This is a genomic window from Streptomyces gilvosporeus (genome assembly GCF_002082195.1).
GTDB classification, from domain to species: Bacteria; Actinomycetota; Actinomycetes; order Streptomycetales; family Streptomycetaceae; genus Streptomyces; species Streptomyces gilvosporeus.
The window spans coordinates 4,548,434-4,574,852 of sequence record NZ_CP020569.1 but is presented as its reverse complement, the minus strand read 5'-3'; the positions used below and the strand labels follow the sequence as shown (position 1 = coordinate 4,574,852).

At 71.1% G+C, this 26,419-nt stretch carries 25 protein-coding genes; 21 read left to right on the top strand and 4 right to left on the bottom strand.

Annotation, left to right across the window (positions count from 1 at the left end):
* Positions 1–14 precede the first annotated feature (14 nt).
* Both dnaJ and B1H19_RS20295 read left to right on the top strand, forming a co-directional pair.
* Positions 15–1,190 (top strand): molecular chaperone DnaJ, encoded by a 1,176-nt coding sequence (gene dnaJ / locus B1H19_RS20300; protein WP_083106059.1) that lies wholly within the window; start codon positions 15–17, stop codon positions 1,188–1,190.
* 1 nt (position 1,191) lies between these two features.
* Complete coding sequence (locus tag B1H19_RS20295) at positions 1,192–1,644, top strand: heat shock protein transcriptional repressor HspR (protein WP_083106058.1); 453 nt, start codon at positions 1,192–1,194, stop codon at positions 1,642–1,644.
* Positions 1,645–1,738: 94 nt separating this feature from the next.
* Here B1H19_RS20295 and B1H19_RS20290 read toward each other — a convergent pair whose 3' ends face one another.
* The 3 genes from B1H19_RS20290 to B1H19_RS20280 form a co-directional block, all read right to left on the bottom strand.
* Positions 1,739–2,143 carry a hypothetical protein gene (locus B1H19_RS20290; RefSeq protein ID WP_083106057.1) on the bottom strand — a complete coding sequence of 135 codons (405 nt, stop codon included), beginning with the start codon at positions 2,141–2,143 and terminating at the stop codon, positions 1,739–1,741.
* 492 nt (positions 2,144–2,635) lie between these two features.
* Positions 2,636–3,040, bottom strand: coding sequence for a pyridoxamine 5'-phosphate oxidase family protein (locus B1H19_RS20285; RefSeq protein ID WP_083106056.1), 405 nt, complete (start codon positions 3,038–3,040; stop codon positions 2,636–2,638).
* A gap of 47 nt (positions 3,041–3,087) precedes the next feature.
* Positions 3,088–3,669 carry a Uma2 family endonuclease gene (locus B1H19_RS20280; protein WP_237289413.1) on the bottom strand — a complete coding sequence of 194 codons (582 nt, stop codon included), beginning with the start codon at positions 3,667–3,669 and terminating at the stop codon, positions 3,088–3,090.
* A 168-nt stretch (positions 3,670–3,837) separates the two neighbouring features.
* Here B1H19_RS20280 and clpB point away from each other — a divergent pair, with 168 nt between their 5' ends.
* The 6 genes from clpB to B1H19_RS20250 all read left to right on the top strand — a co-directional run bounded on the left by clpB (position 3,838) and on the right by B1H19_RS20250 (position 10,193).
* Positions 3,838–6,471, top strand: coding sequence for an ATP-dependent chaperone ClpB (gene clpB, locus B1H19_RS20275; protein WP_083106055.1), 2,634 nt, complete (start codon positions 3,838–3,840; stop codon positions 6,469–6,471).
* Positions 6,472–6,588: 117 nt separating this feature from the next.
* Positions 6,589–7,122, top strand: a complete 534-nt coding sequence (locus tag B1H19_RS20270; protein WP_083106054.1) for a YbjN domain-containing protein — start codon at positions 6,589–6,591, stop codon at positions 7,120–7,122.
* Between the two features lie 283 nt (positions 7,123–7,405).
* The gene (locus tag B1H19_RS20265; RefSeq protein WP_083106053.1) at positions 7,406–8,002 is read left to right on the top strand and encodes a WXG100 family type VII secretion target; all 597 of its coding nucleotides are present in this window, start codon (positions 7,406–7,408) and stop codon (positions 8,000–8,002) included.
* On the top strand, positions 7,999–9,006 hold the full coding sequence (locus B1H19_RS20260; RefSeq protein ID WP_083106052.1) for a hypothetical protein: 1,008 nt from the start codon (positions 7,999–8,001) through the stop codon (positions 9,004–9,006). The genes B1H19_RS20265 and B1H19_RS20260 overlap by 4 nt, the downstream gene beginning before the upstream one ends.
* Positions 9,003–9,383: a hypothetical protein gene (locus tag B1H19_RS20255; protein ID WP_083106051.1), complete on the top strand. Its 381-nt coding sequence runs from the start codon at positions 9,003–9,005 to the stop codon at positions 9,381–9,383. The genes B1H19_RS20260 and B1H19_RS20255 overlap by 4 nt, the downstream gene beginning before the upstream one ends.
* A 93-nt stretch (positions 9,384–9,476) precedes the next feature.
* The gene (locus tag B1H19_RS20250; protein WP_083106050.1) at positions 9,477–10,193 is read left to right on the top strand and encodes a hypothetical protein; all 717 of its coding nucleotides are present in this window, start codon (positions 9,477–9,479) and stop codon (positions 10,191–10,193) included.
* 221 nt (positions 10,194–10,414) lie between these two features.
* Here the strand turns inward: B1H19_RS20250 and B1H19_RS20245 are convergent, their stop codons facing one another.
* Complete coding sequence (locus B1H19_RS20245) at positions 10,415–11,608, bottom strand: pyridoxal phosphate-dependent aminotransferase (protein ID WP_083109759.1); 1,194 nt, start codon at positions 11,606–11,608, stop codon at positions 10,415–10,417.
* Between the two features lie 864 nt (positions 11,609–12,472).
* On the opposite strand from B1H19_RS20245, the gene B1H19_RS20240 reads away from it, so the two are divergent.
* The 13 genes from B1H19_RS20240 to B1H19_RS20180 all read left to right on the top strand — a co-directional run bounded on the left by B1H19_RS20240 (position 12,473) and on the right by B1H19_RS20180 (position 26,388).
* Entirely contained in the window at positions 12,473–12,994 is a 522-nt protein-coding gene (locus B1H19_RS20240) for a DUF2617 family protein (RefSeq protein WP_030066137.1), read from the top strand.
* Positions 12,995–13,218: 224 nt separating this feature from the next.
* A complete protein-coding gene (locus B1H19_RS20235) occupies positions 13,219–14,994 on the top strand; it encodes a polyamine aminopropyltransferase (RefSeq protein WP_083106049.1) in 1,776 nt (591 codons plus the stop codon).
* Between the two features lie 83 nt (positions 14,995–15,077).
* A complete protein-coding gene (locus B1H19_RS20230) occupies positions 15,078–15,986 on the top strand; it encodes an SRPBCC family protein (protein ID WP_083106048.1) in 909 nt (302 codons plus the stop codon).
* Between the two features lie 97 nt (positions 15,987–16,083).
* On the top strand, positions 16,084–16,932 hold the full coding sequence (locus B1H19_RS20225) for an aldose epimerase family protein (RefSeq protein ID WP_083106047.1): 849 nt from the start codon (positions 16,084–16,086) through the stop codon (positions 16,930–16,932).
* A 43-nt stretch (positions 16,933–16,975) separates the two neighbouring features.
* Positions 16,976–17,518 (top strand): orotate phosphoribosyltransferase, encoded by a 543-nt coding sequence (pyrE, locus tag B1H19_RS20220; RefSeq protein WP_030066140.1) that lies wholly within the window; start codon positions 16,976–16,978, stop codon positions 17,516–17,518.
* Positions 17,519–17,723: 205 nt separating this feature from the next.
* Entirely contained in the window at positions 17,724–18,746 is a 1,023-nt protein-coding gene (gene fbaA, locus B1H19_RS20215; protein ID WP_083106046.1) for a class II fructose-bisphosphate aldolase, read from the top strand.
* 96 nt (positions 18,747–18,842) lie between these two features.
* A complete protein-coding gene (locus B1H19_RS20210) occupies positions 18,843–20,456 on the top strand; it encodes an MFS transporter (protein WP_083106045.1) in 1,614 nt (537 codons plus the stop codon).
* Positions 20,457–20,616: 160 nt separating this feature from the next.
* Complete coding sequence (locus tag B1H19_RS20205) at positions 20,617–21,030, top strand: DUF3151 domain-containing protein (RefSeq protein WP_083106044.1); 414 nt, start codon at positions 20,617–20,619, stop codon at positions 21,028–21,030.
* Between the two features lie 176 nt (positions 21,031–21,206).
* Entirely contained in the window at positions 21,207–22,109 is a 903-nt protein-coding gene (locus B1H19_RS20200) for a tryptophan 2,3-dioxygenase family protein (RefSeq protein ID WP_083106043.1), read from the top strand.
* A complete protein-coding gene (gene kynU, locus B1H19_RS20195; RefSeq protein WP_083106042.1) occupies positions 22,102–23,385 on the top strand; it encodes a kynureninase in 1,284 nt (427 codons plus the stop codon). Before B1H19_RS20200 ends, kynU begins: the two co-directional genes overlap by 8 nt.
* On the top strand, positions 23,382–24,203 hold the full coding sequence (locus B1H19_RS20190) for an alpha/beta fold hydrolase (protein ID WP_083106041.1): 822 nt from the start codon (positions 23,382–23,384) through the stop codon (positions 24,201–24,203). Before kynU ends, B1H19_RS20190 begins: the two co-directional genes overlap by 4 nt.
* Positions 24,204–24,277: 74 nt before the next feature.
* Positions 24,278–25,735: a sensor histidine kinase gene (locus B1H19_RS20185; protein WP_083106040.1), complete on the top strand. Its 1,458-nt coding sequence runs from the start codon at positions 24,278–24,280 to the stop codon at positions 25,733–25,735.
* The gene (locus B1H19_RS20180) at positions 25,732–26,388 is read left to right on the top strand and encodes a response regulator (protein WP_030068653.1); all 657 of its coding nucleotides are present in this window, start codon (positions 25,732–25,734) and stop codon (positions 26,386–26,388) included. The genes B1H19_RS20185 and B1H19_RS20180 overlap by 4 nt, the downstream gene beginning before the upstream one ends.
* Positions 26,389–26,419 lie beyond the last annotated feature (31 nt).

Sequence of the window (26,419 nt, the reverse complement as noted above, 5' to 3'; positions counted from 1 at the left end):
GAGGGACGTCGGGGATGAGCACCAAGGACTTCGTCGAGAAGGACTACTACAAGGTCCTCGGCGTCCCGAAGGACGCGACCGAGGCGGAGATCAAGAAGGCGTACCGCAAGCTCGCCCGGGAGAACCACCCGGACGCCAACAAGGGCGACGACAAGGCCGAGGAGCGCTTCAAGGAGATCTCCGAGGCCAACGACGTCCTGGGCGATCCCAAGCGCCGCAAGGAGTACGACGAGGCGCGGGCGCTGTTCGGCAACGGCGGGTTCCGGCCCGGTCCCGGCGCCGGCGGCGGCAGCTTCAACTTCGACCTGGGCGACCTCTTCGGGGGCACCCAGGGCGGCGGCCAGGGAGGCGGCGGCTTCGGCGGCGGCCTCGGGGACGTCTTCGGCGGTCTGTTCAACCGCGGCGGCGCGGGCACCCGTACGCAGCCGCGGCGGGGCCAGGACATCGAGTCCGAGGTGACGCTCAGCTTCACCGAGGCGGTCGACGGGGCCACGGTCCCGCTGCGGATGTCCAGCAGGGAGCCCTGCAAGGCGTGCTCGGGCACCGGCGACAAAAACGGTACGCCGCGGGTGTGCCCGACCTGTGTCGGCACCGGCCAGGTCAGCCGGGGCGCGGGCGGCGGCTTCTCGCTCACCGACCCGTGCGCCGACTGCAAGGGCCGGGGCCTGATCGCCCAGGACCCGTGCGACGTCTGCAAGGGCAGCGGCCGCGCGACGAGCGCCCGCACCATGCAGGTCCGCATCCCGGCGGGCGTCTCGGACGGGCAGCGCATCCGGCTGCGCGGCAAGGGCGGCCCGGGCGAGCAGGGCGGCCCCGCGGGCGATCTGTATGTCGTCGTCCACGTCAAGCCCCACCCGGTCTTCGGCCGCAAGGGCGACAACCTCACCGTCACGGTGCCGGTCACCTTCCCGGAGGCCGCGCTGGGCGGCGAGATCAAGGTGCCGACGCTCGGCGGCCCGCCGGTCACGCTCAAGCTGCCGGCCGGCACCCCCAACGGACGCACCATGCGGGCCCGTGGCAAGGGCGCGGCCCGTAAGGACGGCACCCGTGGTGATCTGCTGGTCACCATAGAGGTGGCCGTTCCCAAGGACCTCGGCGACAAGGCGAAGGAAGCGCTGGAGTCCTATCGCGAGGCGACCGCGGGACCGGATCCGCGGGCAGAGCTGTTCCAGGCCGCGAAGGGAGCTTGAGATGGACAGCCGGGGCGGGCAGCGTCGTAACCCCTATGAACTGACCGAAGAATCGCCGGTGTACGTCATCTCCGTCGCGGCCCAGCTCTCCGGCCTGCATCCGCAGACCCTGCGGCAGTACGACCGCCTGGGCCTGGTCTCCCCCGACCGTACGGCCGGCCGGGGCCGCCGCTACTCCGCCCGCGACATCGAACTGCTGCGCACCGTCCAGCAGTTGTCGCAGGAGGAGGGCATCAACCTCGCCGGCATCAAGCGCATCATCGAGCTGGAGAACCAGGTCGCCGCCCTCCAGCAGCGGGTCGCCGAGCTCCAGGGCGCCGTGGAGGGCGCGGCCAGCGCCATGCAGCAGCGGGAGGCGGCGGTGCACGCCTCCTACCGCCGTGATCTGGTGCCGTACCAGGACGTCCAGCAGACCAGCGCGCTGGTGGTGTGGCGGCCCAAGCGGTCGGAGTAGTGCGGCGCAGCGCCGTGGGCGGTGCGCCGAGGCGGTACGGCGGAGGGGCCGGGGATGCCAACCCCGGCCCCTCCGCCGTTCCCGTGTGCGGGGCTCAGCAGCCGTTGTAGCCCGCCGTCGGCATCGACAGCCGCCGGTGCACCTGGGACTTCATCGCCAGGGTGTAGACCGGCTCGTCGAGGTCGGCGGTCTCCAGCCGTACGCCCGCCGCCGCGCACCGCGCGACGAACTCCTCGGCCCCGGCGATGGCGTTCTCCAGCGCCCGCCGGTTGGGCGCCACGAACACATCGACCAGGCCCTCTTCGACATCGCTCCACAGCGCGTTGTGGTCGGCGCGCAGCTGGTGCAGGCTCAGCCGGCAGGTCAGGTGGTAATCACGGGCTGCCGCCCACTGTCTGCACATGTCGTGCTGGCTGCGGTCGTCGACCAGAAACGGATCCTCGTCCAGCTCGGACAGCGGCATCAGGCAGGCGATCGCCGTCACTCGGACCGAGTTCATCGTGCCCTCCGGGGCGTGGCGATTGTGGGGGCGACGATACCCCGCGGCCGCCCCTGGGTGGAGGGGTGGCGCCGGGTGGCGAGGCATAGCCGCAGGCGTGGCAGATCTTCCAGCCGTCCTGGTTGATGGCGAGCTGTCCGCCGCACCGCGGGCAGGACTCCGCACGCGGGTACGGGCGGGTGGGCCGCCGACGGCGTGGAACGGTCGTCGAGGTGCGCAGCGCCTGCGCCATACGGGCCTCCATCTGCCGTCATATGCGCGAAGGAGGGCCGAGAAGGTCCGCTTGGATGCCACGTGGATATCACTTGGGTGCGGAACTGTTCGGTGCCTGCCGCTTCTTGTCGCTCTGCCTGTCGTTCTGTGTCCGCTTCCTGGGTACCAGGTGTCCGCGCGACGACGGCCGCGGAGAGCCCGCTTTCGGCCAAGTCCGGACCGGGCCGAAGCGGGGGATTCCGTAACGAGAGGTGCGTACCGGGGAATTGCGTACGGCGCTCAGGCCCGCCCCATCGCCCGGTTCACCGCGATCTCGATCATGACGCGGTCGGGGTTGGGCTCCGGCGTCCGCCCGTACCGCTCGGCGTACCGGTTCACCGCATCGGCCACCGTCTCGGCGTCCGTGCGCACCCGGGCGATGCCCTCCAGCGTCGCCCAGCGGCCGCGGTCCACCTGGCACACGGCGACGGTGGCTCCGTCGGCCCCGGCGGCGAGGATGTTCTTGACCTTGGTGCTGTCCTTGCGCGTGATGATCCGCGCGATCCGCTGCCCGGCGTCGTAGGTGACGCCCACCGGGACGACATGCGGGGTCCCGTTCGCACGCAGCGTGGTGAGGGTCGGCATCAGGTACTCGCCCCAGAAGGCGAGGTACTCGGGGCTGAGGGCGTTCAGGTCGTGGGCCATGGGGGCCAGCGTAGAGGGGCCCGCCGGTGGACCATGGCCGGAGGGCGTCAGAGGAAGTCGGTGGTCTCCAGGTCGAAGGAGAAGGGGGAGGGGAGGGGGACGGGTTTGCCGAACGCGGCGGTGTGGTGGACCAGATAGTCGCCGTCGCCGGGCTCGCGGAAGAGGGTGGTGGCGGCCCTCTCGCGGTCGATCAGCAGATAGAGCGGGATGCGCGCGAGGGCGTAGCTGCGGCGTTTGGCGGTGCGGTCGAGCTCCGGTCGGTCGCCCGTCGCCTCGACGACCATCTTGAGCTCCCCGTAGGGCCGCCACCACGGCGGAGCGCCCCGGAATTCCCGGCGGCCCACGATCGTCAGATCGGGGATCACGTGGTTGTCGGGATGCGGGCCGTAGGACGGCAGGACCAGGCCCTTGTGCGCGGAGATGCTGAACTCGTGGCGCCGTACCACCTGCTCGGTGAAGCGGCTGAGGCAGTGCTCATGGCTGCCCGCCTGGGCCGTGGTCACCACCATCTCGCCCTCGATGAGCTGGGCTCTGACGCATTCGGGCGATCCGGCGTCCAGTTCCAGGAAGATCTCCAGCAGGATGGCGGACTGGGTAGCGGCTTCGTCGGACATGCGCGTGGTGGGCATGGCCACGAGCGTGCCGCGCGGCCGCCGGGCTGGCGGCGAAATCGGCCGGGTTGACCCTCAGGGGAACGCAGCGCGCAGCACCTTGAGTGGAATAGACTCAACTTATCGCACGTTGATACGTGCAGGAAGCCGCACCCGTCACCGCACGCACAAGGAGGACACCGGGCCGTGGACGCCGAGCTGACCAACAAGAGCCGGGAAGCGCTGGCCGCCGCCAACGAGCGGGCGGTCACCGCCGGGCACGCGGACATGACGTCCGCGCATCTGCTGCTCGCGCTGCTGGCCGGGCAGGACAACGAGAACATCATGGATCTGCTGGCGAGCGTCGAGGCCGACGCCGCCGCGCTGCGCAACGGCGCCGAGCGCCAGCTCGCGGGGCTGCCCAGCATCCAGGGCTCGACCGTCGCGCCGCCGCAGCCCGACCGCGAGCTGCTCGCCGCCATCGCCGACGCCACCCGGCGGGCCCGGGAGCTCGGCGACGCCTATGTCTCCACCGAGCATCTGCTGATCGGTATCGCGGCGAAGGGCGGGCGCACCGGCGAGCTCCTGGAGCAGCAGGGCGCGAGCGCAAAGAAGCTGGCGGCCGCGTTCGAGGCGAGCCGGGGCGGGCAGCGGGTGACCAACGCCGACCCGGAGGGCACGTACAAGGCGCTGGAGAAGTTCGGTACGGACTTCACCGCGGCCGCGCGCGAGGGCAAGCTCGACCCGGTGATCGGCCGGGACCACGAGATCCGGCGCGTGGTGCAGGTGCTGTCCCGCCGTACGAAGAACAACCCGGTGCTGATCGGCGAGCCGGGCGTCGGCAAGACCGCCGTCGTCGAGGGGCTGGCGCAGCGGATCGTCAAGGGCGATGTGCCCGAGTCGCTGCGCGACAAGCGGCTGGTCGCGCTCGATCTGGGTGCGATGGTGGCGGGCGCCAAGTACCGCGGCGAATTCGAGGAGCGGCTCAAGACCGTCCTCGCGGAGATCAAGTCCAGCGAGGGCCAGATCATCACTTTCATCGACGAGCTGCACACCGTCGTGGGCGCGGGCGCCGGCGGCGACTCGTCCATGGACGCCGGCAATATGCTCAAGCCGATGCTGGCCCGCGGCGAGCTGCGGATGGTCGGCGCGACGACCCTGGACGAGTACCGCGAGCGGATCGAGAAGGACCCGGCGCTGGAGCGGCGCTTCCAGCAGGTGCTGGTCGCCGAGCCGACCGTCGAGGACACCGTCGCGATCCTGCGCGGGCTCAAGGGCCGCTACGAGGCCCACCACAAGGTGCAGATCGCCGACTCCGCGCTGGTCGCCGCCGCCACCCTCTCCGACCGCTACATCACCTCCCGCTTCCTGCCCGACAAGGCCATCGACCTCGTCGACGAGGCCGCGTCCCGGCTCCGTATGGAGATCGACTCCTCGCCCGTGGAGATCGACGAGCTCCAGCGCGCCGTCGACCGCCTCAAGATGGAGGAGCTGGCGCTGAGGAACGAGACCGACGCCGGTTCCGTCCAGCGCCTGGAGAAGCTGCGCAAGGACCTCGCCGACAAGGAGGAGGAGCTGCGGGGCCTGACCGCCCGCTGGGAGAAGGAGAAGCAGGGCCTCAACCGTGTCGGCGAGCTGAAGGAGAAGCTGGACGAGCTGCGCGGGCAGGCCGAGCGCGCCCAGCGCGACGGCGATTTCGACACCGCCTCCAAGCTGCTCTACGGGGAGATCCCGGGTGTGGAGCGGGAGCTGGAGGAGGCCGCGGCCGCCGAGGCCGAGCAGGAGGCGGCCAAGGAGTCGATGGTCAAGGAGGAGGTCGGCCCGGACGACATCGCCGATGTGGTCGGCGCCTGGACCGGCATTCCGGCCGGCCGGCTGCTGGAGGGCGAGACCCAGAAGCTGCTGCGGATGGAGGAGGAGATCGGCAAGCGGCTGATCGGCCAGACCGAGGCCGTACGGTCGGTGTCGGACGCGGTGCGGCGCACCCGCGCCGGGATCGCCGACCCGGACCGCCCCACCGGTTCCTTCCTCTTCCTCGGCCCGACCGGCGTCGGCAAGACCGAGCTGGCCAAGGCGCTCGCGGACTTCCTCTTCGACGACGAGCGGGCGATGGTCCGTATCGACATGTCGGAGTACGGGGAGAAGCACTCCGTCGCCCGTCTGGTCGGCGCGCCCCCCGGCTACGTCGGCTACGAGGAGGGCGGCCAGCTGACCGAGGCCGTCCGCCGCCGCCCGTACAGCGTCATCCTCCTGGACGAGGTGGAGAAGGCGCATACGGAGGTCTTCGACGTGCTCCTCCAGGTGCTGGACGACGGGCGTCTGACGGACGGCCAGGGCCGCACGGTCGACTTCCGCAACACCATCCTCATCCTGACCTCCAACCTCGGCTCGAACTTCCTGATGGATCCGCTGCTGAAGGAGGAGCAGAAGAAGGAGAGGGTGCTGGAGACGGTCCGGGCGGCCTTCCGCCCCGAGTTCCTCAACCGCCTCGACGACGTGGTGGTCTTCCACCCCCTGGGCACCGACCAGCTCCAGCGGATCGCCCGCATCCAGATCGACCACCTCCAGCGCCGCCTGGCCGACCGCCGGCTCACCCTGGACGTCACCGACCGCGCCCTGACCTGGCTCGCCTGGCTCGGCCAGGAGCCGGTCGTCGACGCCCCGGCCCCGGACCTGTCCTACGGCGCCCGCCCGCTGCGCCGCCTGGTCCAGACGGCCATCGGCGACCAGCTCGCCCGCGCCATCCTTGCGGGCGAGGTGCTGGACGGCGACACCGTCCGGGTCGACGTGGACGGCGAGGGCCTGTCCGTGGCCGCCGAACGGGCCGCGGCCCGGTCCTGACCGCCGGGCCGTGGCCCGCCAGCCCACAGCGCCCGGTCGCGCCCCGTCCTCGGGCACTTGCCAGGACGGGGCGGATGTGGGGGAGGATGGCAGGGACCATACGAAGGGAATTCCACGGTGAGCATCGACCCGTCCTCGATTCCGAATTTCGGGGGCCAGCCCGAACCCCAGCCGTCGGGGCCTGATGGTCCCGTCGTGCCCGACCAGGACCTGGTCAAGCAGCTCCTCGATCAGATGGAGCTGAAGTACGTCGTCGACGAGGAGGGTGACCTCGCCGCGCCGTGGGAGCAGTTCCGCACGTACTTCATGTTCCGGGGCGAGGAGGAGCAGCAGATCTTCTCCGTCCGTACGTTCTACGACCGCGTCCACGGCATCGACGAGAAGTCGAAGCTCCTGGAAGCGATCGACGACTGGAACCGCAGGACGCTGTGGCCCAAGGCCTACACGCACACCCACGACGACGGCACGGTCCGTCTGATCGGTGAGGCATCGATGCTGATCGGCACCGGTGTCTCGCTCGAACACTTCGTGTCGAGCACGGTCAGCTGGGTGCGCGCCTCGATCGAATTCGACAAGTGGCTCGTCGAGCAGCTCGGCCTCGAAGCCGAGATCGAAGGCAAGGACGAGAAGCCGGGCGACGACGAGGCCTGAGCCTCGGCACACCCCACCCGGCTGCGCGGGCCCCGGAGCTTTTGGCTCCGGGGCCCGCGTCCGCTGTGCGCGGGCGGCCGGCGCGCCGGTCCCTCAGGGCTACGAGCGTTTCCGCGGCGATCGTGACAAGGAGCCGCTCGCACTCGCCTCCTGAGGCAGAGGTCGGTAACCGTTGCTCCCGATCACGCTTGATCGTTTTCGGGCATATGTGGAACTGTTCTCCCACATCACACGTCCGTAGGCACGATGCTGCGCGGACGCGGAGCTGAGGGGGAGGCCGGCGGTGTCGATCGAGCTGCCTGGTGAAGTCGTCTGGATCATGGATCTGATGGGCCTCGAATGGCCCGACATCGACGAGGACGAACTGCGTGCCTGGGCCGGACATGTGCGGGAATTCGGCCAGAACCTCGCGGAGGGGCACAGCGGGCTGGACTCCGTGCTGAAAGGGCTCGCGGACGTCTACGAAGGCGCGTCCTACGACGCACTCCTCAGCCGCTGGAACCAGGTGTCCAGCGAACACCACACGGTCCTGACCAATTGCTGCGAAGTCCTGGCCACGGCGCTGGAGGTCGCCGCCGCCGGCGTGGTCGTGGCCAAGGGTGTGGTCATCGCTCAACTGGTCATCACCGCTGTCGAGATGGCGGCGGCAGCGGCCGCGACGGTCGCGACGCTCGGTATCGCCGCCGCTGCCGAGGCGGCGGCCATCGAAGTCGGCAAACGCATCATCAGGGCCGTCATCCAGGAAATCGAGGACGTCCTCATCGCCGAACTCGTCTCCATGGCGATCGAGCCCTTCCAGGCCGAGATCGAAAAAGCCGTGTCCGGCCTCGTTTTCAAGGGCGTTGACGCTGCACTGGGCGCGGCGGCGGGTGCCGCATGAGCAAGGGGTTCAAGGCACACACCGACCACTTGGCGCAGGCGGCCAAGGAAGCCCACGGACATGCGGAGCAGGTGGAGCACCACAGCAGCAATCTGGACGCCAAAACACGCGGCCGGCTGCTCGGCAAGGGCAAGTTCGGGATGATCGTGCAGAAGGCGGTCCGTCCGATCATCGATTCCATGATTACGGACATGTCCAAGTCCATGGCCAGGGGGCACCGGTCGATCGGGCATGGTCTGGACATCACCCGGAAGAACATCGATGACGCCGAGGAAGCGATACGCAAGAACCTACGACGGCATCAGGACGACCGTGATGCCATCAAATTGAAGGTCGGCCAGCGTGCGCTTGACGAGGATGCCCTTCGCGACAAGTACAAGCAGCGTGTCGGACAGCACGTGGACGACCTCCGCCGTCAGGGCCACGGGCCGCAGCGGCATCTGGATCCCACCGATGACATGCTGAAAGAGCGGCTGGGCCAGCCGAGTCCGGTGCGTGACGGCAACGGCAATCACCTCACGGACAACGACGGCAACCCGCGCTATCACATGCAGGACGGGTATATACAGACCACCGACAAGATCGACCCGGCGCACGGCCCCAATGCCAAGGAGCGGCTGGGGGAGAATGCGTACATGGATGCCGAAGACGCGAGCAAGAAGCACAAGTGTGACTCCTTCTCCACGTCCTTCGGATCAGGCCAGCACGAGGCGTTCACGTACGCCGATCAGCACGGCAGAAGCCGACTGGACCCCAGCGAGCAGGGCCGGCAGGTCGTCAGCTTCTCCCCGGAGGAAGCCTGGGGGCCTGGAAGCCACCACGAGAGGTTCCGGGGTTTCTATATCGACCCGAGTAATCCGATGGACCATAAGACCGGAAATATCAACTACAAACCGGTAGACTTTGCGGGCGCCAAAATAAAGGCAATCTACGACCCGGACGGTAACGGTGGCCATCGACTTGTGACGATGTTCCCGGAGCCCGTGAGGGGCAGAAACAGATGAGATACCAGGGCTCGGATATTCCGCACTTCGAGACGGATGACAAAATCCGTGGCTTCTTCGAGACCTTTCTCGGTGTGGAATTTATCGACGACATCGACAAGGTCCGCCCCAGTGTGGTCCGCAGGGACAAGAGAAAGGGCGAGGTGGCCCGGGATACGCCGTTCGCCCGGAACCTGCGTGAGGCGCTGGAGTATTTGCTCGGTCGGCGTCCGGTCACCGCAGAGCAATGGGGCCAGCTGACGCACGTCTTCTTCTACGAAGAAGACGCTCTGTACGCTTACCTGCAGGATCTCTACGACTACTTCTACGGCGACCGCAAGGAGCCCCCGGTGGCTCCGGACCCGGAGGCGCCGCCGCCGGAGAAGTACTGGTCGTGACGTTTCGGCGTATGCCGGACCCCGGAAGGCGAATTCCCCGCCGTCCCCTCAGCCCGCCACCTCGCTCGCCCTCAAGGACGGAGTCCCCACCCCATGTCGATCCGCGACGAACTGCCACCGCGCACCGGCCCGTGGGCGACCCGTTTCGATACCGAGGAGGCCCTGGTCGAGGCGGACGACGCGCTGCGTCGGGCGGCGCTGAAGAACCACGACCTCGCGCCGATCCTGCCGTTCGAGGCTGTTTACGGAGAAGGGGAGAGCTGCCTGGGAAAGGCCACCGCTATCACCATCGACCCGCGTCGGCCATACGGCCCCGATGGCGACGTGAACTACGTCTATGCGGACTTCTCCACGCGCGGCCTGCTCTACGGCGTCTACCGCCCTGCCCGGGAATTGGAGAGCGAGGACGGGCCCGAGAGCGACGCCGACCTGCGGAACACCACGCTGTACCCGTACCCGGGAGGCTACGAGGAAATCGACCCGGTCACCGTCCCGCTGGCCGAACTGGGTCTGGAAGTGCCCGGCGTCGACCGTCGACTGGTGAATTTCTGCGCCGGAATTCTCGGCGTCGAGGCGGTCGACGATCTCGGCATGTTGCGCGAGACGTTCGGCCTTTCCTGGCCCGACTATCAGGAGACGATTCGCGCGGGGTTGGTCGAACTGGTGACGAATGAGCCGATCACGGTGGACCAGTGGTTCGCCCTGACCTATGTGCGGTTTCCGGGCCAGCGGGAACTGCGGGCCTACCTCGCGCAGGTCTACGCCTACCTCTTCGAAGACTTCGACGCCATGCCAGTCGCTCCGCGATAAGGCGCCCGGGCGCAGGAGGTTCCGGCCGCCTCTGCGCCTGCTTTCAGCACCTCGACGACTGTCTCTCCGGCGGCCGGGAAGAGCCGCCGGTGGTGCCGGATCCGGAAGCCCCCCGCCGAGGAGCTGCTGGATGGAGCAGTACAACGCGGCGGGTGGACGTCATGCCCCGACGGTCTCCCGGCCCCGGCCTCCGGGCCCCGGTCTCCCGGCCCGAGAAGACCTCAGAGCTTCTGAAGCCGCGCGGCCGCCTCCCGCAGCACCTCCTCCTGCTTGCAGAAGGCGAAGCGGACGTACGGTGCGCCCCGGTCCTTGTGGTCGTAGAAGACGGCGTTGGGGATGGCGACGACGCCGGCGCGTTCGGGGAGGGCGCGGCAGAAGGCGAAGCCGTCGCCCTCGTGGGACCGCGCGGCGCCGAGGGGGCGGATATCGGTGGTGATGAAGTACGTGCCGGAGGGCCGGAAGACCTGGAGACCGGCGCCGGTGAGGCCGGCCGCCAGGATGTCGCGTTTGGCGCGCAGATCGTCGCGCAGGGCGGTGTAGTACGTGTCGGGGAGGGCGAGGGCCTCGGCGACGGCGTACTGCAAGGGGCCCGCGGAGACGTAGGTGAGGAACTGCTTCGCCGAGCGGACGGCGCCGATCAGGTCCGGGGTGGCGGTCACCCACCCGACCTTCCAGCCGGTGAAGGAGAAGGTCTTGCCGGCGGAGGAGATGGTGACCGTGCGGTCGCGCATTCCGGGGAAGGAGGCGAGCGGAAGGTGCTCGCCTTCGAAGACGAGGTGTTCGTAGACCTCGTCGGTGATGACGAGGAGGTTCCGTTCGACGGCCAGTTCGGCGATGGCGGCGAGCTCGTCGCGGGTGAGCACGGTGCCGGTGGGGTTGTGCGGGGTGTTGAGCAGGATGAGGCGGGTGTCGTCGGTGACGGCGTCGCGCAGTTCGTCGAGGTCGAGGCCGTAGGAGCCGGTCGCGGCGTCCGGGCGCAGGGTGACCGGGATGCGGCGGGCGCCGGCCATCGCGATGCAGGCGGCGTAGGAGTCGTAGTACGGCTCCAGCGCGATGACCTCGTCGCCGGGTTCCAGCAGGGCCAGCAGGGACGCCGCGAGGGCCTCGGTGGCGCCCGCGGTGATCAGGACCTCGGTGTCGGGGTCGTAGGACAGGCCGCGGTGACCGTAGAAGCGCTCCTGGTGGGTGGCGACGGCGGTGCGCAGTTCGGGGACGCCGGGGCCGGGCGGGTACTGGTTGCCTCGGCCGTCGCGCAGGGCGCGGACCGCCGCCTCTCTGACCTCTTCCGGGCCGTCGGCGTCGGGGAAGCCCTGGCCCAGGTTGATGGAGCCGGTCCGTACGGCGAGTGCGGACATCTCGGCGAAGATCGTGGTGCCGAATTCGGCGAGGCGACGATTGAGCAGCGGTCGGTCCATGAGCGCCATCCTCGTCCGAACCTCTGGACTTCCTCAACTGTGCTTTGAGCCCGACGGACCCCGGGCATGCGCCCCGCACAACAGACACGGACGGCCGCCGACGAGGGCGGCCAGCGGCGCACGCGGCGCCGGACGGAGCGCGTTCCCCCACCGCTTGAAGGGCGTGGGCGGGGCCCCACGCTTCGGGGGATGGAAAGGAGTGTGAGGCAGATGGTGGGTGCCGTGATTTTCATGGTGATTGTTGTGCTGGTGGTGGGCATGGTGTCCTGGGCCGCCCGGAGCGACGGGGGCGGCCGCAAGCGCAGCCTCTCGAAGTCGAGCGGCGGCAGCTGGTGGGCCGCCGGGGGCGGCGCCAGCAGCTGTGGATCGATCGGCGGCGGTCACCACCACGGCGGCGGTGGCCATCACGGTGGTGGCGGTCACCACGGCGGCTGCGGGGGCGGCTCCTCGTGCGGCGGTGGAGGCTGCGGTGGCGGGGGAGGCTGTGGAGGCGGAGGCTCCTGAACCCTCCCGGTGGCCGTGTCGTATGGCCGTCCCTGCCCTACCGAGCTGCACGGATGCCGTACACATGCACACGGCTCATGCTTGACCGCATATGCGCCCGGCGGACCGCGGCCCCGAGGGTCAACGGCCGCTGGGCGCTTGGCCGTTGAACAACTGAACTGAGGAGCCCTCTAGGGGATGGAAACCCAACGAAGATGGGTAAAGCGACTGTGGACGGCCTGCCATCCATGATTCCCTCTCCCTAGAGAATCCCCCAGTTCTCGCATCCCACGTGGGCACGAGCCGGCAGGCGGTTGTACATTCCTGATCCTTCTCGGGCGGGCCGGCCCACCATCCACTGCGTGTTTGCGGAGCCGACCCATGCTCACCACTCTGAAGACGGCGTACACCGATACCCGTGCCTGTGACCTCGCCTGGGCCCTGGGCAGGGAACCCCTGCCGGCGCTGGCGGTGCTGGACCTCCAACTCGACGACGCCCAGGTGCAGTTGAGGCTGCTGGGCGCCTCTCATCAGGTGCTTCTCGAAGAGGAGCACGGTACGTGTTCCGAGACCGTCGCCTGTATGCCGGGCAGCAGCACACCGCTGCCGCTCGGCGTGGCCAAGCGGCTGGGCGACTGGGAGTACGAATTCGCCGCCCATGTGGAGACGCTCTCGCGCGGCTCCTTCGCGGGGCGGGCGCAGGAACTGCTGGCGCTGGTCGCCGAACATCCGCACGGCCTGGCGGGAACCTTCCCCGGTTCGCCGTACGCCTTCACCGCGATGCTGGCGCAGCGTCAGCACGGGCAGGTGAACTGGCGGACCTGGCACGCGTATCCGCAGGAGGGCCGGTTGGTGGCCACCCGCACGCGGGTAGGCGTACGGGCGGCGGTCGCGGCCGTCTAGACGCGCATCCGACAGGGGGCGTGCCGCCTTTCGTCGTCCCTCGCGGCCCGGGGCGCGCTGTCCTGGGGTTCCGCGCAGGACGCGTACATATGCCCCCTGCATGGCGACATTCGGGGACGTGCCCCCGTGCGCCGTGCCGATGACCCCAACTCCCGTGTGTAGAACGGAGACTGCACTCGTGTGGGTGACAAATCCGTACGGAACCGTCACGTAGCGTTCATTTCATGATCGACCCGTCAGAGCCCGCTGTTCCCGGCGCCCTCGGGCCGCCGGAGACCCTGGAAACGGTGCGGCTGCCCGTGCCGTCCGGGCTCGGCCGTCTGCTGGTCCTCGCCGTCGTCTTCGTCTGCGCCGCCTGCGGTCTGGTCTACGAACTCGAACTGGTCGCGCTGGCCTCGTACTTGGTCGGCGACTCCGTCGCCCAGACGTCGGTGGTGCTGTCCGTCATGGTCTTCGCCATGGGTATCGGCGCCCTGCTCGCCAAGCGGATGCGCTGCCGGGCGGCGGTCGGCTTCGGCGCGGTCGAGGCGCTGCTCGCGCTGGTGGGCGGCAGCTCCGCGATGGCGCTCTACGCCTGCTTCGCCTGGTTCGGCCAGTCGCGCTCCGCGCTCGTCGGCTTCTCCCTGGTCATTGGGGTGCTGATCGGCGCGGAGGTGCCGCTGCTGATGACGTTGATCCAGCGGATCCGGCGGCAGGACGCGGGCGGCGCGGTCGCCGACCTCTTCGCCGCGGACTACGTCGGCGCGCTCGTCGGCGGGCTGGCTTTCCCCTTCCTGCTGCTGCCCCGGCTGGGCCAGCTGACCGGTGCGCTGGTCACCGGCGCGGTCAATGCGGTGGCCGGCGGTGCGCTGGTGCTGTGGCTGTTCCGCCGCGATCTGACTCCGCGCACGCGCTGGCTGCTGCTCCTGGTCAATGTGCTGGTGCTCGCCCTGCTCGCCACGGGGACGCTGCTGGCCTCGTCCTTCGAGCGGGCCGCCCGGCGCGCGGTGTACGGCCCGGGGGTGCGGGTCGCGGTGCAGACCGGCGTCCAGGAGGTGGTGATGACCGGCGGCACGGGCGGCGGAGCCGGTGCGGGACGGGGGAGGAAAGGTTCCGGCGGGCCGCTGGAGCTGTATCTGGACGGCCGACTGCGGGTCAGCGAGATCAACGAATACCGCTACCACGAGGCGTTGGTGCATCCGGTGATGGCGGGCGGGCCGCAGGCCCGGGTGCTGGTCCTCGGCGGCGGCGACGGCCTGGCGGTGCGCGAGATCCTGCGCTATCGCGCGGTCCGCTCGGTCACCGTCGTCGAACTGGACCCCGGCGTCCTGCGCCTGGCCCGTACGGACCCCGGCCTCTCCCGCCTCAACCACCACGCGCTGCGCGATCCCCGGGTCCATACGGTGACGGCGGACGCCTTCGACTGGCTGCGGCAGCGGCGCGCCGCGGACTCCGGCGGCCGGTCGCCGGGGCCCTCCCGACGCGGGCGGCCCGGCGGGCGGGCGAGCGCACCGTACGACGTGATCATCTCCGACCTCCCCGACCCCGGGATCACGGTCAGCACCAAGCTCTATTCGCAGGAGTTCTACGGGCTCGCCGCCCGGCTGCTGGCCCCCGGCGGCCGGCTGGTGGTGCACGCCGGGGCGCCGACGCAGCGGCCGCGGTCGTACTGGACGGTGGAGGCGACGATGCGGTCGGTGGGCCTGGTGACCGTCCCCTACCGCGTCCCGGGACGGCCCGCCGACTTCTCCGGCGCCCCGGACCGCGCAACCGGCCCGGAGGGTTCCCCCGCGACCCTCCCGCCGGGGAGCTGCTCCGCCGTGGCGGCCCGCGGCGGCAACATGTTCTGGGGCTTCGTCCTGGCCGCGCGGCGCCCGCCCCGGCTGGACCTTGCGCCGGACGCCCCGCCGCTGGTCTCCGTCACCCGCGCCGGACTCCGCGCCGACGAACGCGGCGCGGCCGCCGACCGCATCCCGTTGCTGCGGCCGTCGACCCTGATGCATCCGCGCTACCAGGGCTGAGGCGCGGCGGTTTCGACGCGGAGACCACGGACTCCCGAAAGGGGGTGCCCGCAGCGCCGGGAAACGAATTAGGCTCCCATGCCATGGAGCATGAGGTGTACGTTCCGTTTCCCGCCGGGACCGTGCGGCAGGCGCTCACCGAACCGGAGCGCGTGGCGCGCTGTGTGCCCGGTGTCCAGCTCGACGCCGACGCGGCCCCGCACATTCCCGAGGGCCGCCTCCGGCTGCGTATCGGCAGCTCCACCATCACCTACCGCGGCACGCTGACGATCGCCGGCGGCGCCTCCTCGCAGGAGGACGCCGACCTGGTCTTCGAGGCGAAGGGGACGGAGTCGCGCGGCGACGGCGAGGTCGCCCTGACGCTGGCGGTCCGTCTGGTGACGGCCACCGAGCCCGCCCCCGGTACGACGCTGGCCTGCACCGGCGCGCTGCGCGGGGACGGCCGGCTGGCCGAGGCCACCGACCAGGCCGCCGAGGCCGCGGGCCGCCGCCTCCTCGACCGTTTCGCGGAGAACCTCGCGGCGGATCTGGAGCGGCATCCGGTTAAGGCCCCGCCCCAGAAGCCGTCCGGGACCGCATTCGAGGCGCCGTCCGGGGAGCCCGCCGGGCGGGGGATCTTCGAGACCGAGGTGCCGCCGCCGTCGCTCGACCCCGGCAGCGAGATGGACGCGGGGGATCTCGAGGAGGCGGACGACCAGGAGCTCGACGAGGTGGATGCCGCGCTCGACGGCGACCTGGTGCGCGAGGCGGACCTTGACGACGACGAGGACGAGCTCGGCGAGGTGCCGGCCGAGGCCGCGCATGCGCGCCGGACGATGATCGGGCGCAGCGCCGAGGAGGTCGACCACGCGCCGCCGCGCGGGCGGTATGCCCCGGTGCCGCCGCCGGAGGTGAACACCGCCTCGGCGACGCTGCGCTGGGCGGCGCCCGCGGCGGCGGTGGTGCTGGCCTCCGCCGTGGTCGTCGGCCGGGTGCTGCGCCGTCGGCGCTGAGCGGGGCGGGCCGTGGCGGGACGGCCGTGGCGGTGGCAGCCGTGGCGGTCGGCGGTGGCGCCGTCGTCGTCCGCGGGCCCACCGTTAGGGTCGTGGCGTGAGCACCGACAACACCACGCAGAGCGCGGCGCCGATGCGGGCGGACGGCGTACGACTGGCCGCCGGGGACGCCGAAGTGACCGTCCGTCCGGACCTCGGCTGCCGTCTGAGCAGCCTGCGCGTCGGCGGCCTGGAGCTGCTCCGGCAGGGCGACGCCTACGGCAGCTTCCCGATGGTTCCGTGGTGCGGCCGGATCGACCACGGCCGCTTCCGCAACGGCGGTGCGCTGCACCAGATGCCGGTCAACGCCGCACCGCACGCCATCCACGGCACCGGCCGCGATCTGCGCTGGCGCACCGCGCGGGCGGGTGCGAGGGAGGCCGTCTTCACCTACCGCCTCACCGATCCGGCCGCCCCCTGGCCGTATCCGGGCACGGTGACCCAGCAGGTCGAGCTGGCCGAGGACGGCGGCTCGCTCACCTTGACCCTGGGCGTCGAGACGATCGGCGACTCCTTCCCGGCGCAGGTCGGCTGGCACCCGTGGTTCCGGCGGAATCTGGGCGACGGCGGAGCGGATGTCACCGTCGACTTCGCGGCGGAGTGGCAGGAGGAGCGCGGCGCGGACCATCTCCCGACCGGCCGCCGGATCCCGCCGAAGCCGGGGCCCTGGGACGACTGCTTCGGGATGCCGCAGGGGGTGCATGTCACGCTCACCTGGCCGGGACGGCTCCAGCTGACGGTGAGCAGCCGCGCGGAGTGGGTCGTGGTCTACGACGAGCAGGCGGAGGCCGTCTGCGTCGAGCCGCAGTCGGGCCCGCCCAACGGGCTCAACACGCTGCCGCACCTGGTCACGCCCATCGATCCGCTGGAGGTCTCCACGACCTGGAGCTGGCGGACGCTGTCCTGAGCGCCCGGCCGGGGGCCCTGGGGCAGGCTCTAAGCTCATGGCCATGAGTGACGACGTGCGCGGCGAGCTGCTGCAGCAGATCAAGGACAAGGCCGTGGTGCACGGCAAGGTGACGCTTTCCTCCGGCAAGGAAGCCGACTACTACATCGACCTGCGCCGGATCACCTTGGACGGCGAGGCCGCGCCGCTGGTCGGCCGGCTGATGCTGGACATCACCGCCGACCTGGACTACGACGCGGTGGGCGGGCTGACGCTGGGCGCCGACCCGGTCGCGACCTCGATGTTGCATGCGTCCGCCGCCCGCGGCCGTCGGCTGGACTCCTTCGTCGTCCGCAAGGCGCAGAAGGCGCACGGTATGCAGCGCCGTATCGAGGGCCCGGACATCAAGGGCCGCCGGGTGCTGGTCGTCGAGGACACCTCCACCACCGGCGGCTCGCCGCTGACCGCCGTCGAGGCGGCGCGCGAGGCGGGCGCCGAGGTCGTCGCGGTCGCGACGATCGTGGACCGGGGCGCGGCCTCGGCCATCGCCGAGGCGGGCCTTCCGTACATCACCGGATACCAGCTCGGCGACCTCGGCCTGGCCTGAACGATCTTGCCTGACGGCTGCATCGGCTCTGACCTGCGGTTTTCACAAGGGGCGGTGGGTTTCACGTGAAACCCACCGCCCTTTTGCATGAAGGCCGGATGGGCGATGTGGAGCGAACAACCGAGTCTGGGAGGATGGCCCCGGCGAAAGTCCTCGCCCCCTGGTCAGGGAAGAACGCCCACCCGCCTACACAAGGAGCGGACAGATGCCCATCGCAACTCCCGAGGTCTACAACGAGATGCTCGACCGGGCGAAGGCAGGCAAGTTCGCCTACCCGGCCATCAACGTCACCTCGACCCAGACCCTGCACGCCGCACTGCGTGGTTTCGCAGAGGCCGAGAGCGACGGCATCATCCAGATCTCCACCGGCGGTGCGGAGTTCCTGGGTGGCCAGTACAACAAGGACATGGTCACCGGCGCGGTGGCGCTCGCCGAGTTCGCGCATGTCGTGGCCGCCAAGTACGACATCACCGTCGCGCTGCACACCGACCACTGCCCCAAGGACAAGCTCGACGGGTATGTCCGTCCGCTCCTGGACGTCTCCGCGGAGCGCGTCGCCAAGGGCCTGAACCCGCTCTTCCAGTCCCACATGTGGGACGGCTCGGCCGAGAACCTCGCCGACAACCTGTCCATCGGCCAGGAGCTGCTCGCCAAGGCCGCCGCCGCCAAGATCATCCTTGAGGTCGAGATCACCCCGACCGGCGGCGAGGAGGACGGCGTCACCCACGAGATCAACGACGAGCTGTACACGACGGTCGATGACGCGCTGCGCACGGCCGAGGCGCTCGGTCTCGGCGAGAAGGGCCGCTACCTGCTGGCCGCCTCCTTCGGCAACGTCCACGGCGTCTACAAGCCGGGCAACGTCGTGCTCCGCCCCGAGCTGCTCAAGGACCTCCAGGAGGGCGTCGGCGCCAAGTACGGCAAGGCCGCCCCGTTCGACTTCGTCTTCCACGGCGGCTCCGGCTCCACCGAGCAGGAGATCGCCACCGCGCTGGAGAACGGCGTGGTCAAGATGAACCTCGACACCGACACCCAGTACGCCTTCACGCGCCCGGTCGCGGACCACATGTTCCGCAACTACGACGGTGTGCTGAAGGTCGACGGCGAGGTCGGCAACAAGAAGACCTACGACCCGCGCAGCTGGGGCAAGCTGGCCGAGGCCGGTATGGCCAAGCGCGTGACCGAGGCCTGCGCCAACCTGCGCTCCACGGGCACCAAGATCAAGTAAGTCCGTACGGGCTCCGAAGGGCCCCGCATCCGTCCGGGATGCGGGGCCCTTCCGCATCGCCGGGCGGGCATGCGCCAAGGCGGGCATGCTCACCGTATGAGCGAAGCGAGCGCGGCGCGCTCTCCCGTCGGGATCCGGCTGGCGTCGGGGCAAGGGCGCTGGGTGCTGATGACGGCCGTGCTGGGGTCGGGTATGGCGATGCTCGACAGCACGGTCGTCAATGTCGCGCTGCCCACCATCGGCCGGGACCTCCAGGCCGGTCTGGGCGTGCTCCAGTGGACCGTCTCCGCGTACATGCTCACCCTCGCCTCGCTGATCCTGCTCGGTGGCTCGCTCGGCGACCTCTACGGGCGGCGGCGGGTCTTCGTCATCGGCGTGGTGTGGTTCGCCGCGGCCTCGCTGCTGTGCGGGCTGGCGCCGAACGCCGGGGTGCTGATCGCGGCCCGTGCGCTGCAAGGGGTGGGCGGGGCGCTGCTCACGCCGGGGTCGCTGGCGCTGATGCAGGCGGTGTTCCGTCCGGACGACCGGGCGCGGGCGGTCGGCGCGTGGTCGGGGCTCGGCGGGGTGGCCGCGGCGGTCGGGCCGTTCCTCGGCGGCTGGCTGGTGGACGGGCCCGGTTGGCGCTGGGTGTTCTTCGTGAACGTGCCGCTGGCGGCGGTGTGTGTGCCGGTGGCGCTGCGGCATGTGCCCGAGACCCGCGAGCGGGGTGCCCGCGAGCGCCGCGGGTTCGATCTACCGGGCGCGGTGCTGGGGGCGCTGGCGCTGGCCGGGGTGACATATGCGCTGATCGCGGCGCCGGACCGGGGCGCCTCGCCCGCGGTGATCGTCCCGGCGGTGATCGGGCTGCTGCTCGGGGCGGCGTTCGTCCAGGTCGAGCGGCGGCGCCCCGACCCGATGCTGCCACCGGAGATCTTCGCCATCCGCCAGTTCACCGCCGTCAACGCGGTGACGGTCTGTGTGTACGCGGCCTTCGGCGGCTTCTTCTTCCTCTCCGTGCTCCAGCTCCAGGTCGTGGCGGGCTACTCGGCGCTGGAGGCCGGTACCGCGCTGCTGCCCACGACCGTGCTCATGCTGCTGCTGTCCGCCCGCTCCGGCGAACTCGGCCAGCGCATCGGGCCGCGGATCCCGCTCACCGTGGGGCCCGTCCTCTGCGCCGCCGGGATGCTGCTGATGACGCGGGTCGGGGCGCATGCGTCGTATCCGACCGAGGTGCTGCCCGCGCTGGTGGTGCTGGGCATCGGCATGGTGACGCTGGTCGCGCCGCTGACCTCGACGGTGCTGGCGGCCGTGGACGTCGACCGGGCGGGTCTGGCCAGCGGTATCAACAACGCCGCGGCGCGCGCCGCGAGCCTGGTCGCCGTCGCCGCGCTGCCCCTGCTCGCGGGAATGGGCCCGGAGGCCTACCGTTCCCCGGACGTCTTCGCGGCCGCCTTCCGCCGGGCCATGCCCCTGTGCGCCGGAATCCTGCTGGTCGGCGCGCTGATCGCCTGGCTGACCGTCCGCAGCGACGCCCTACGCGCCGAACCCGAGCCATGCCACCCGGAGTGCCAGTACCACTGTGGGGTGAGCGCTCCACCACTGGACCCCGGCGAGACCCGGGACCCGAGCGCCGGGAGGCCAGACGAAGGGCGACCAGCAGGCGGACAGGACACTCACGCCCGCCCCCACCGACCTCCTCCTCACCCATTCACGGGAGGGGGCGAACCGTAGGACGAAGTCCGTAGGGTCGCCCCCGCTCCCGACAAACCCGCGCCCGCCGCTGGGGGTACCTCCCAGCGTTAGCTGGGGGAGGCGCGGCGAACAACCCCTACGGCGGGAAAGCCGACGACGTGGGGAGGAAGCCCGGCGCAGCTCTTGGCAGACTGAACCCATGCCCATTCACGAGAACCTCCTCGGGGGACCGCCCCCGACCCACCTGCCCGACGAGCCCGAGCCCCGCGAGCTGCTCGCCTCGGGCACGGCTCCGGCCGATGTCGCCGCCAAGTACCCCACGTCCTCGCTGGCCTGGGCGCAGCTCGCGGACGATGCGTTCCAGGGCGGCCGGACCGTCGAGTCGTACGCCTACGCCCGCACCGGCTACCACCGGGGTCTGGACTCGCTGCGCCGGGCCGGCTGGAAGGGCCACGGCCCGGTGCCCTGGGAGCACGAGCCCAACCGCGGTTTCCTGCGTGCGCTGCACGCCCTCGCCCGCGCCGCGCAGGCGATCGGCGAGCAGGAGGAGTACGAGCGCTGCTCGACATTCCTGCGTGACTCCTCGCCGACCGCGGCCGACATGCTGTCCTGACGGCTGCGATCTTCAGGGCCGGCCGCATGATCGCGGTCGGCCCTTGCGCGGCCGGAGCACAGCACCGATGATTTCAGGTGGGCCGGGTCAGACCCGCGCCTGAGGGGACCGGGGCTCCCGAGCCGACAAGGAAGGAGCGGACCGCTACCCGGTAGTTCGCACCTGAGGAGTCCCTCATGTCGCAGCCATTTCCTCTTTCCCCCGCCGTGGCCGAAGATTCCGGCGGCAATGTTTCACGTGAAACACCGGCCGCCGGCGTGGCCGTAGCGGCCCCCGATCTGCGCATCGGCAGCACCACCACGACCCCGTACGAGGACTACGTCCAGGCGAGCGTCCTCACCCACCTCCAGCACCCGCTCTCCGACGATCCCGGCGAGATGGTCTTTCTGGTGACCACTCAGGTGATGGAGCTGTGGTTCACGGCCATCGTGCACGAGTGGTGCACGGCCGCCGAGGCGCTGCGCAGCGACGATCTGACGGTGGCCATGGACGCCCTGCGCCGCTCCACCTACGAGCTGGAGGCGCTGAACGCCGCCTGGAAGCCGCTCGCCCGGCTCACCCCGGAGCAGTTCAACGCCTACCGCAGCGCGCTCGGCGAGGGCTCCGGATTCCAGTCCGCGATGTACCGGCGGCTGGAGTTCCTGCTGGGCGAGAAGTCCGCGGCGATGCTGGTGCCGCACCGTGGCGCGCCGCGCGAGTACGCCGAGCTGGAGCAGGCGCTCCAGGAGCCGAGCCTGTGGGACGAGGTGCTGCGGCTGCTCGCGCGCCGCGGCTATGCGGTCCCCGAGGCGATACTCCGGCGGGACCTGGCGCTGCGCTATGAGTCGGACCCGGACGTCGAGGCCGTATGGGCCGAGATCTACGCGGGCCCGCAGGAGTCCGAACTGGTCCGTCTCGGCGAGGCGTTGACCGATGTCGGCGAGCTGGTGTGGCGATGGCGCAACGACCATCTGGTCGCGACCCGGCGGGCGATGGGCTCGAAAATGGGCACCGGCGGCTCCGCGGGGGTGGCCTGGCTGGAGAAGCGGGCCCGTAAGAATGTCTTCCCCGAGCTGTGGACGGCGCGCAGCCATGTCTGAGAACCGCGAGAACAAGACCCCGCAGCAGGCCGCCGAGAACGCTCCCGGCGCCCGCGACCACGCCGCGCAGGCCGAGCAGCTGGATGCCGCCGACCCGCTCGGCTCGGCCGTCCGCGACCGCTTCGTCCTGGACGACACCGTCTACCTCGACGGCAATTCGCTCGGTGCGCTGCCCCGCGCGGTGCCCGGCCGGATGGCCGAGGTCATCTCCCGCGAGTGGGGCGAGCTGCGCATCCGCTCCTGGGACGAGTCCGGCTGGTGGACCGCGCCCGAGCGGGTCGGCGACAAGATCGCGCCGCTGATCGGCGCGTCTCCGGGCCGGGTGGTGGTCGGCGATTCGACCAGCATCAATGTGTTCAAGGCCGTGGTCGGCGGCATCCGGATGGCCGGGAAGGGCTGTACGGAGATCCTCGTCGATGCCACGACGTTCCCGACCGACGGCTATATCGCCAGGTCGGCGGCCCGGATGACGGGCCTTGCGGTGCGCCCGGTCGAGCCCACGCGGATCGCCGACGAGGTCACCGAGCGGACCGCGCTGGCGCTGGTCAACCACGTCGACTACCGCACCGGCGAACTCAACGACCTGCCCGGCATCACCAACGCGCTGCACTCCGCCGGCGCGCTGGCCGTCTGGGACCTGTGCCACAGCGCCGGTGCGCTGCCGGTCGGGGTGGAGCGGTACAACGTCGATCTGGCCGTCGGCTGCACCTACAAGTACCTCAACGGCGGGCCGGGATCGCCCGCGTATCTCTATGTGCGCGAAAGCCTCCAGGAGCGGTTCGACTCACCGCTGCCCGGCTGGAACTCGCATGCCGATCCGTTCGGGATGACCTCCGACTACGCCGCCGCCGAGGGCATCGTCCGCGGCCGGGTCGGCACCCCCGACATCCTGTCGCTGCTCGCGCTGGAGGCGGCGCTGGACGCCTGGGACGGCGTCGCCGTCGAGGACGTCCGCACCAAGAGCCTCGCCCTGACGGACCTCTTCCTCGACTGTGTGGCCGCCTATGCGCCGCCCGGCCGGGTCCGCTCGATCACGCCGTACGACCACGGCCGCCGCGGCAGCCAGGTGTCGCTGGAGTGCTCGGGTGCGGCCGAGGTGATGGCCGAGCTGATCCGGCGCGGGGTGATCGGCGACTTCCGGCAGCCCGACGTGCTGCGCTTCGGCTTCACCCCGCTCTACACCTCCTTCGCGGACGCGGAGCGGGCGGCGCGGGTGCTGGGCGAGGTGCTGCGGGCGCTGCCCGAGGAGGACGCGGCGCCCGGGGCCGGCGGATGAGCGCACCGGACGAGGAGTCGGCGCTGCTGGGGCTCGCCCCGGCGGCGCCGGTCCGGACGGTGGCGTACGGGGCGCATCCGGACCAGGTCGTCGACCTGTACGGGCCCTGGGGCGCGGGCGCCGGCCCGCCGGTGGTCCTGCTGCACGGCGGCTTCTGGCGCGCCGCATACGACCGCCGGCATCTCTCCCCGCTCGCCGCCGAGCTGGCCGCGCGGGGGCTGCCGGTCGCGCTGGCGGAGTACCGCAGGGTGGGCGCCGGCGGGGGCGCGCCGCGCACGTTCGAGGATGTGGCGGCGGCGGTCGAGGCGGTGGCGTACGAGGCGGGAGCACCGGGGACGGGCGCGGACGCGGAGGGCCCGCGGGCCGCGGCGGGCCGGGGCCCCGTCCTCGTCGGGCACTCCGCGGGCGGCCATCTCGCCCTGCTCGCCGCGGCCCGCCCCGGCACGCCGGTCACCCGCGTCCTGGCCGTCTCGCCGGTCGCCGATCTCGCCCGCGCCCATGAGCTGGGCCTGAGCGACGGCGCGGTGGCGGAGCTGCTCGGCGACGGTGACGGGCCCGCCTTCGCGGAGCGGCTGGCCGCGGCCGATCCGCTGCGGCGGCCGCCGCTCCCCGGCATCCCCGTCACGATCCTGCACGGCACCGACGACCCGGATGTCCCCCCGGACCTCTCCCGCCGCTACGCCGCCGCCCACCCCGCCGCCACGGACCTGCGCGAACTGCCCGGCGTCGGCCACTACGCGCCCGTCACGCCCGGCACCGCGGCCTGCCGTACCCTCGTCGGCCTCCTCGCGCCGGTCCGCCCGCGCTCCCGGGGCTGACCAGGCGTAGTACCTGCGGGGGACGCGGAAGATACACGCCGCAGCGGACGCCCGACCGGCCGGTCTTGCTTACCGTGGTCTACGTGAACCAGACGAGCCACACGACCCAGACGCAGAGCACCCTGCGCTCGGAGGCACGAATAGTCCGTGGCGCGCTGCACCGGCTGCGCCAGGACCTGTTCGTCGATGCCTTCGCCTTCCGCCCGATGCCGCCACTGGACGACGCCAAGGTGGCCCGCTGGGTGCCCTGGATGCCGGAGCGGGTGCGGCATCTGCTGTGCTGGCTGCCGCACTCCGTCGTCGGCTTCTTCTCCGTGTGCGTGTTCCTGGCCTCCTTCACCACGGAATCCTCCGCGGGCCCGCTGCGCGGCCTCGTGGTCGCCGCCCTGTGCCTGCTGGTCGCCGTTCCGCCGATGCTCACCCTCTTCCGTCCGGTGGGCGCCTTCTGGCTGTCGCTGACCGCGTTCGTCGTGACGCTGGGCGGCAATCTCCTCTTCGCCTCGTACGGGAGCAGCCTCTTCAACGGCATCGCGTACCCCACCCACCTCGCCGTGATGACCCTGGTCGTGCTGCGCACCCGTCCCCGCCTGGCCCTGGAGATGTGGCTGGTCACCTTCGCCGTCGCGGCGGTGCCGTCCGTACTCATCGGCTACGGCACGGGCGATCTGGCGCCGGTGGCGTTCTTCTCCGGGCTGATGCTGGTCGCCGCGGCCGCTGTCCGCGCCTGGCGCCAGGAGCGTCAGCAGGTCGTCGAGACGCAGACGGCCACCGCCGAGGAGCGCTCCCGGCGCACGCTCCTGGAGGAGCGCGCCACGATCGCCCGCGAACTGCACGATGTCGTCGCGCACCATATGTCGGTCATCGCCATCCAGGCCGAGGCCGCCCCGTACCGCGTCAAGGACACCCCGCCGGAGCTGGCCACCTCCTTCGCGACGATCCGCGAGAACGCCGTGGCCGCGCTGACCGAGCTGCGCCGCATCCTGGGCGTGGTCCGCTCCGAGGACCCGGACGCCTTCGCCGAGGCCGACCCGGAGGCCCCACAGCCCACCCTCGCCAGCCTCGACGGCCTGCTGACCAGTGTCCGCGGCGCCGGGCTGACCGTCGAGGCGGTGATCACCGGATCGCCCAGGCCGCTGCCCCAGGGCGTGGAGCTGTCCGCCTACCGGATCGTGCAGGAGGCGCTGAGCAACACCCTGCGGCATGCCCCCGGCGCCGAGGCCCGGGTGGAGATCTCGTACGTCCTGGGCGGGATCGGCCTGCGGATCGTCAACGGCGCCGCGAGCCGTCTGGCCAAGCCGTCTCCGGGCGCCGGGCACGGCGTCCTGGGCATGCGCGAGCGCGTGCAGATGCTGGGCGGTGAGATGACGGCGGACCACACCGAGGAGGGCGGCTTCGAGGTCGCCGCCTTCATACCCGTGGCGCACGCCCCGGCTCAGCCGGCGGCGCATCCGGCCGGTACGCGTGCGGCCAGGGAGCAGGCGGCCGGGAAGAATGCGCCCCGGAAGAATGCGGCGGGGGAGGAGACGGCATGATCCGCGTACTGATCGTCGACGACCAGGTGATGGTCCGCGAGGGCTTCTCCGTGCTGCTCAACGCGATGCCGGACATCGAGGTCGTCGGCGAGGCCGTCGACGGCCGCCAGGCGGTGGCCAAGGTCGCGGAGCTGAAGCCGGATGTCGTGCTCATGGACATCCGCATGCCGGAGATGAACGGCCTGGAGGCGACCCGCGAGATCGTGGCCGCCGATGCCGAGGCCAAGGTCCTGGTGCTGACCACCTTCGACCTGGACGAATACGTCTACCAGGCGCTGCGGGCCGGAGCCAGCGGCTTTCTGCTCAAGGACGCCTCGGCCGGCCAGCTCGCCGAGGGCGTCCGCATCGTCGCCTCGGGCGAGGCGCTGCTCGCGCCCACCGTCACCAAGCGCCTGATCTCCGAGTTCTCCCGCCTCGGCACCCCGCGCGCCCCCGCCCAGGAGCGGATCGGCGATCTGACGGAACGGGAGACGGAGGTGCTGGTCCTGGTCGCCCAGGGGCTGTCGAACGGCGAGATAGCCGAGCATCTGGTCGTCGCCGAATCCACGGTGAAGACCCATGTCAGCCGGATTCTCGTCAAGCTGGGGCTGCGCGACCGGACCCAGGCGGCGGTGTTCGCGTACGAGGCCCGGCTGGTCACACCGGGAGGCTGACCCCGCCCGACGCGCGCCCACCCGACGGCCC

Excerpts from the sequence above, each read along its gene's own strand:
- dnaJ (WP_083106059.1), top strand. The coding sequence starts at position 15 with ATGAGCACCAAGGACTTCGTCGAGAAGGACTACTACAAGGTCCTCGGC.
- B1H19_RS20295 (WP_083106058.1), top strand. The coding sequence starts at position 1,192 with ATGGACAGCCGGGGCGGGCAGCGTCGTAACCCCTATGAACTGACCGAA.
- B1H19_RS20290 (WP_083106057.1), bottom strand. The coding sequence starts at position 2,143 with ATGAACTCGGTCCGAGTGACGGCGATCGCCTGCCTGATGCCGCTGTCC.
- B1H19_RS20285 (WP_083106056.1), bottom strand. The coding sequence starts at position 3,040 with ATGGCCCACGACCTGAACGCCCTCAGCCCCGAGTACCTCGCCTTCTGG.
- B1H19_RS20280 (WP_237289413.1), bottom strand. The coding sequence starts at position 3,669 with ATGCCCACCACGCGCATGTCCGACGAAGCCGCTACCCAGTCCGCCATC.
- B1H19_RS20260 (WP_083106052.1), top strand. The coding sequence starts at position 7,999 with ATGAGCAAGGGGTTCAAGGCACACACCGACCACTTGGCGCAGGCGGCC.
- B1H19_RS20255 (WP_083106051.1), top strand. The coding sequence starts at position 9,003 with ATGAGATACCAGGGCTCGGATATTCCGCACTTCGAGACGGATGACAAA.
- B1H19_RS20250 (WP_083106050.1), top strand. The coding sequence starts at position 9,477 with ATGTCGATCCGCGACGAACTGCCACCGCGCACCGGCCCGTGGGCGACC.
- B1H19_RS20245 (WP_083109759.1), bottom strand. The coding sequence starts at position 11,608 with ATGGACCGACCGCTGCTCAATCGTCGCCTCGCCGAATTCGGCACCACG.
- B1H19_RS20240 (WP_030066137.1), top strand. The coding sequence starts at position 12,473 with ATGCTCACCACTCTGAAGACGGCGTACACCGATACCCGTGCCTGTGAC.
- B1H19_RS20235 (WP_083106049.1), top strand. The coding sequence starts at position 13,219 with ATGATCGACCCGTCAGAGCCCGCTGTTCCCGGCGCCCTCGGGCCGCCG.
- B1H19_RS20230 (WP_083106048.1), top strand. The coding sequence starts at position 15,078 with ATGGAGCATGAGGTGTACGTTCCGTTTCCCGCCGGGACCGTGCGGCAG.
- pyrE (WP_030066140.1), top strand. The coding sequence starts at position 16,976 with ATGAGTGACGACGTGCGCGGCGAGCTGCTGCAGCAGATCAAGGACAAG.
- fbaA (WP_083106046.1), top strand. The coding sequence starts at position 17,724 with ATGCCCATCGCAACTCCCGAGGTCTACAACGAGATGCTCGACCGGGCG.
- B1H19_RS20210 (WP_083106045.1), top strand. The coding sequence starts at position 18,843 with ATGAGCGAAGCGAGCGCGGCGCGCTCTCCCGTCGGGATCCGGCTGGCG.
- B1H19_RS20205 (WP_083106044.1), top strand. The coding sequence starts at position 20,617 with ATGCCCATTCACGAGAACCTCCTCGGGGGACCGCCCCCGACCCACCTG.
- B1H19_RS20200 (WP_083106043.1), top strand. The coding sequence starts at position 21,207 with ATGTCGCAGCCATTTCCTCTTTCCCCCGCCGTGGCCGAAGATTCCGGC.
- kynU (WP_083106042.1), top strand. The coding sequence starts at position 22,102 with ATGTCTGAGAACCGCGAGAACAAGACCCCGCAGCAGGCCGCCGAGAAC.
- B1H19_RS20190 (WP_083106041.1), top strand. The coding sequence starts at position 23,382 with ATGAGCGCACCGGACGAGGAGTCGGCGCTGCTGGGGCTCGCCCCGGCG.
- B1H19_RS20180 (WP_030068653.1), top strand. The coding sequence starts at position 25,732 with ATGATCCGCGTACTGATCGTCGACGACCAGGTGATGGTCCGCGAGGGC.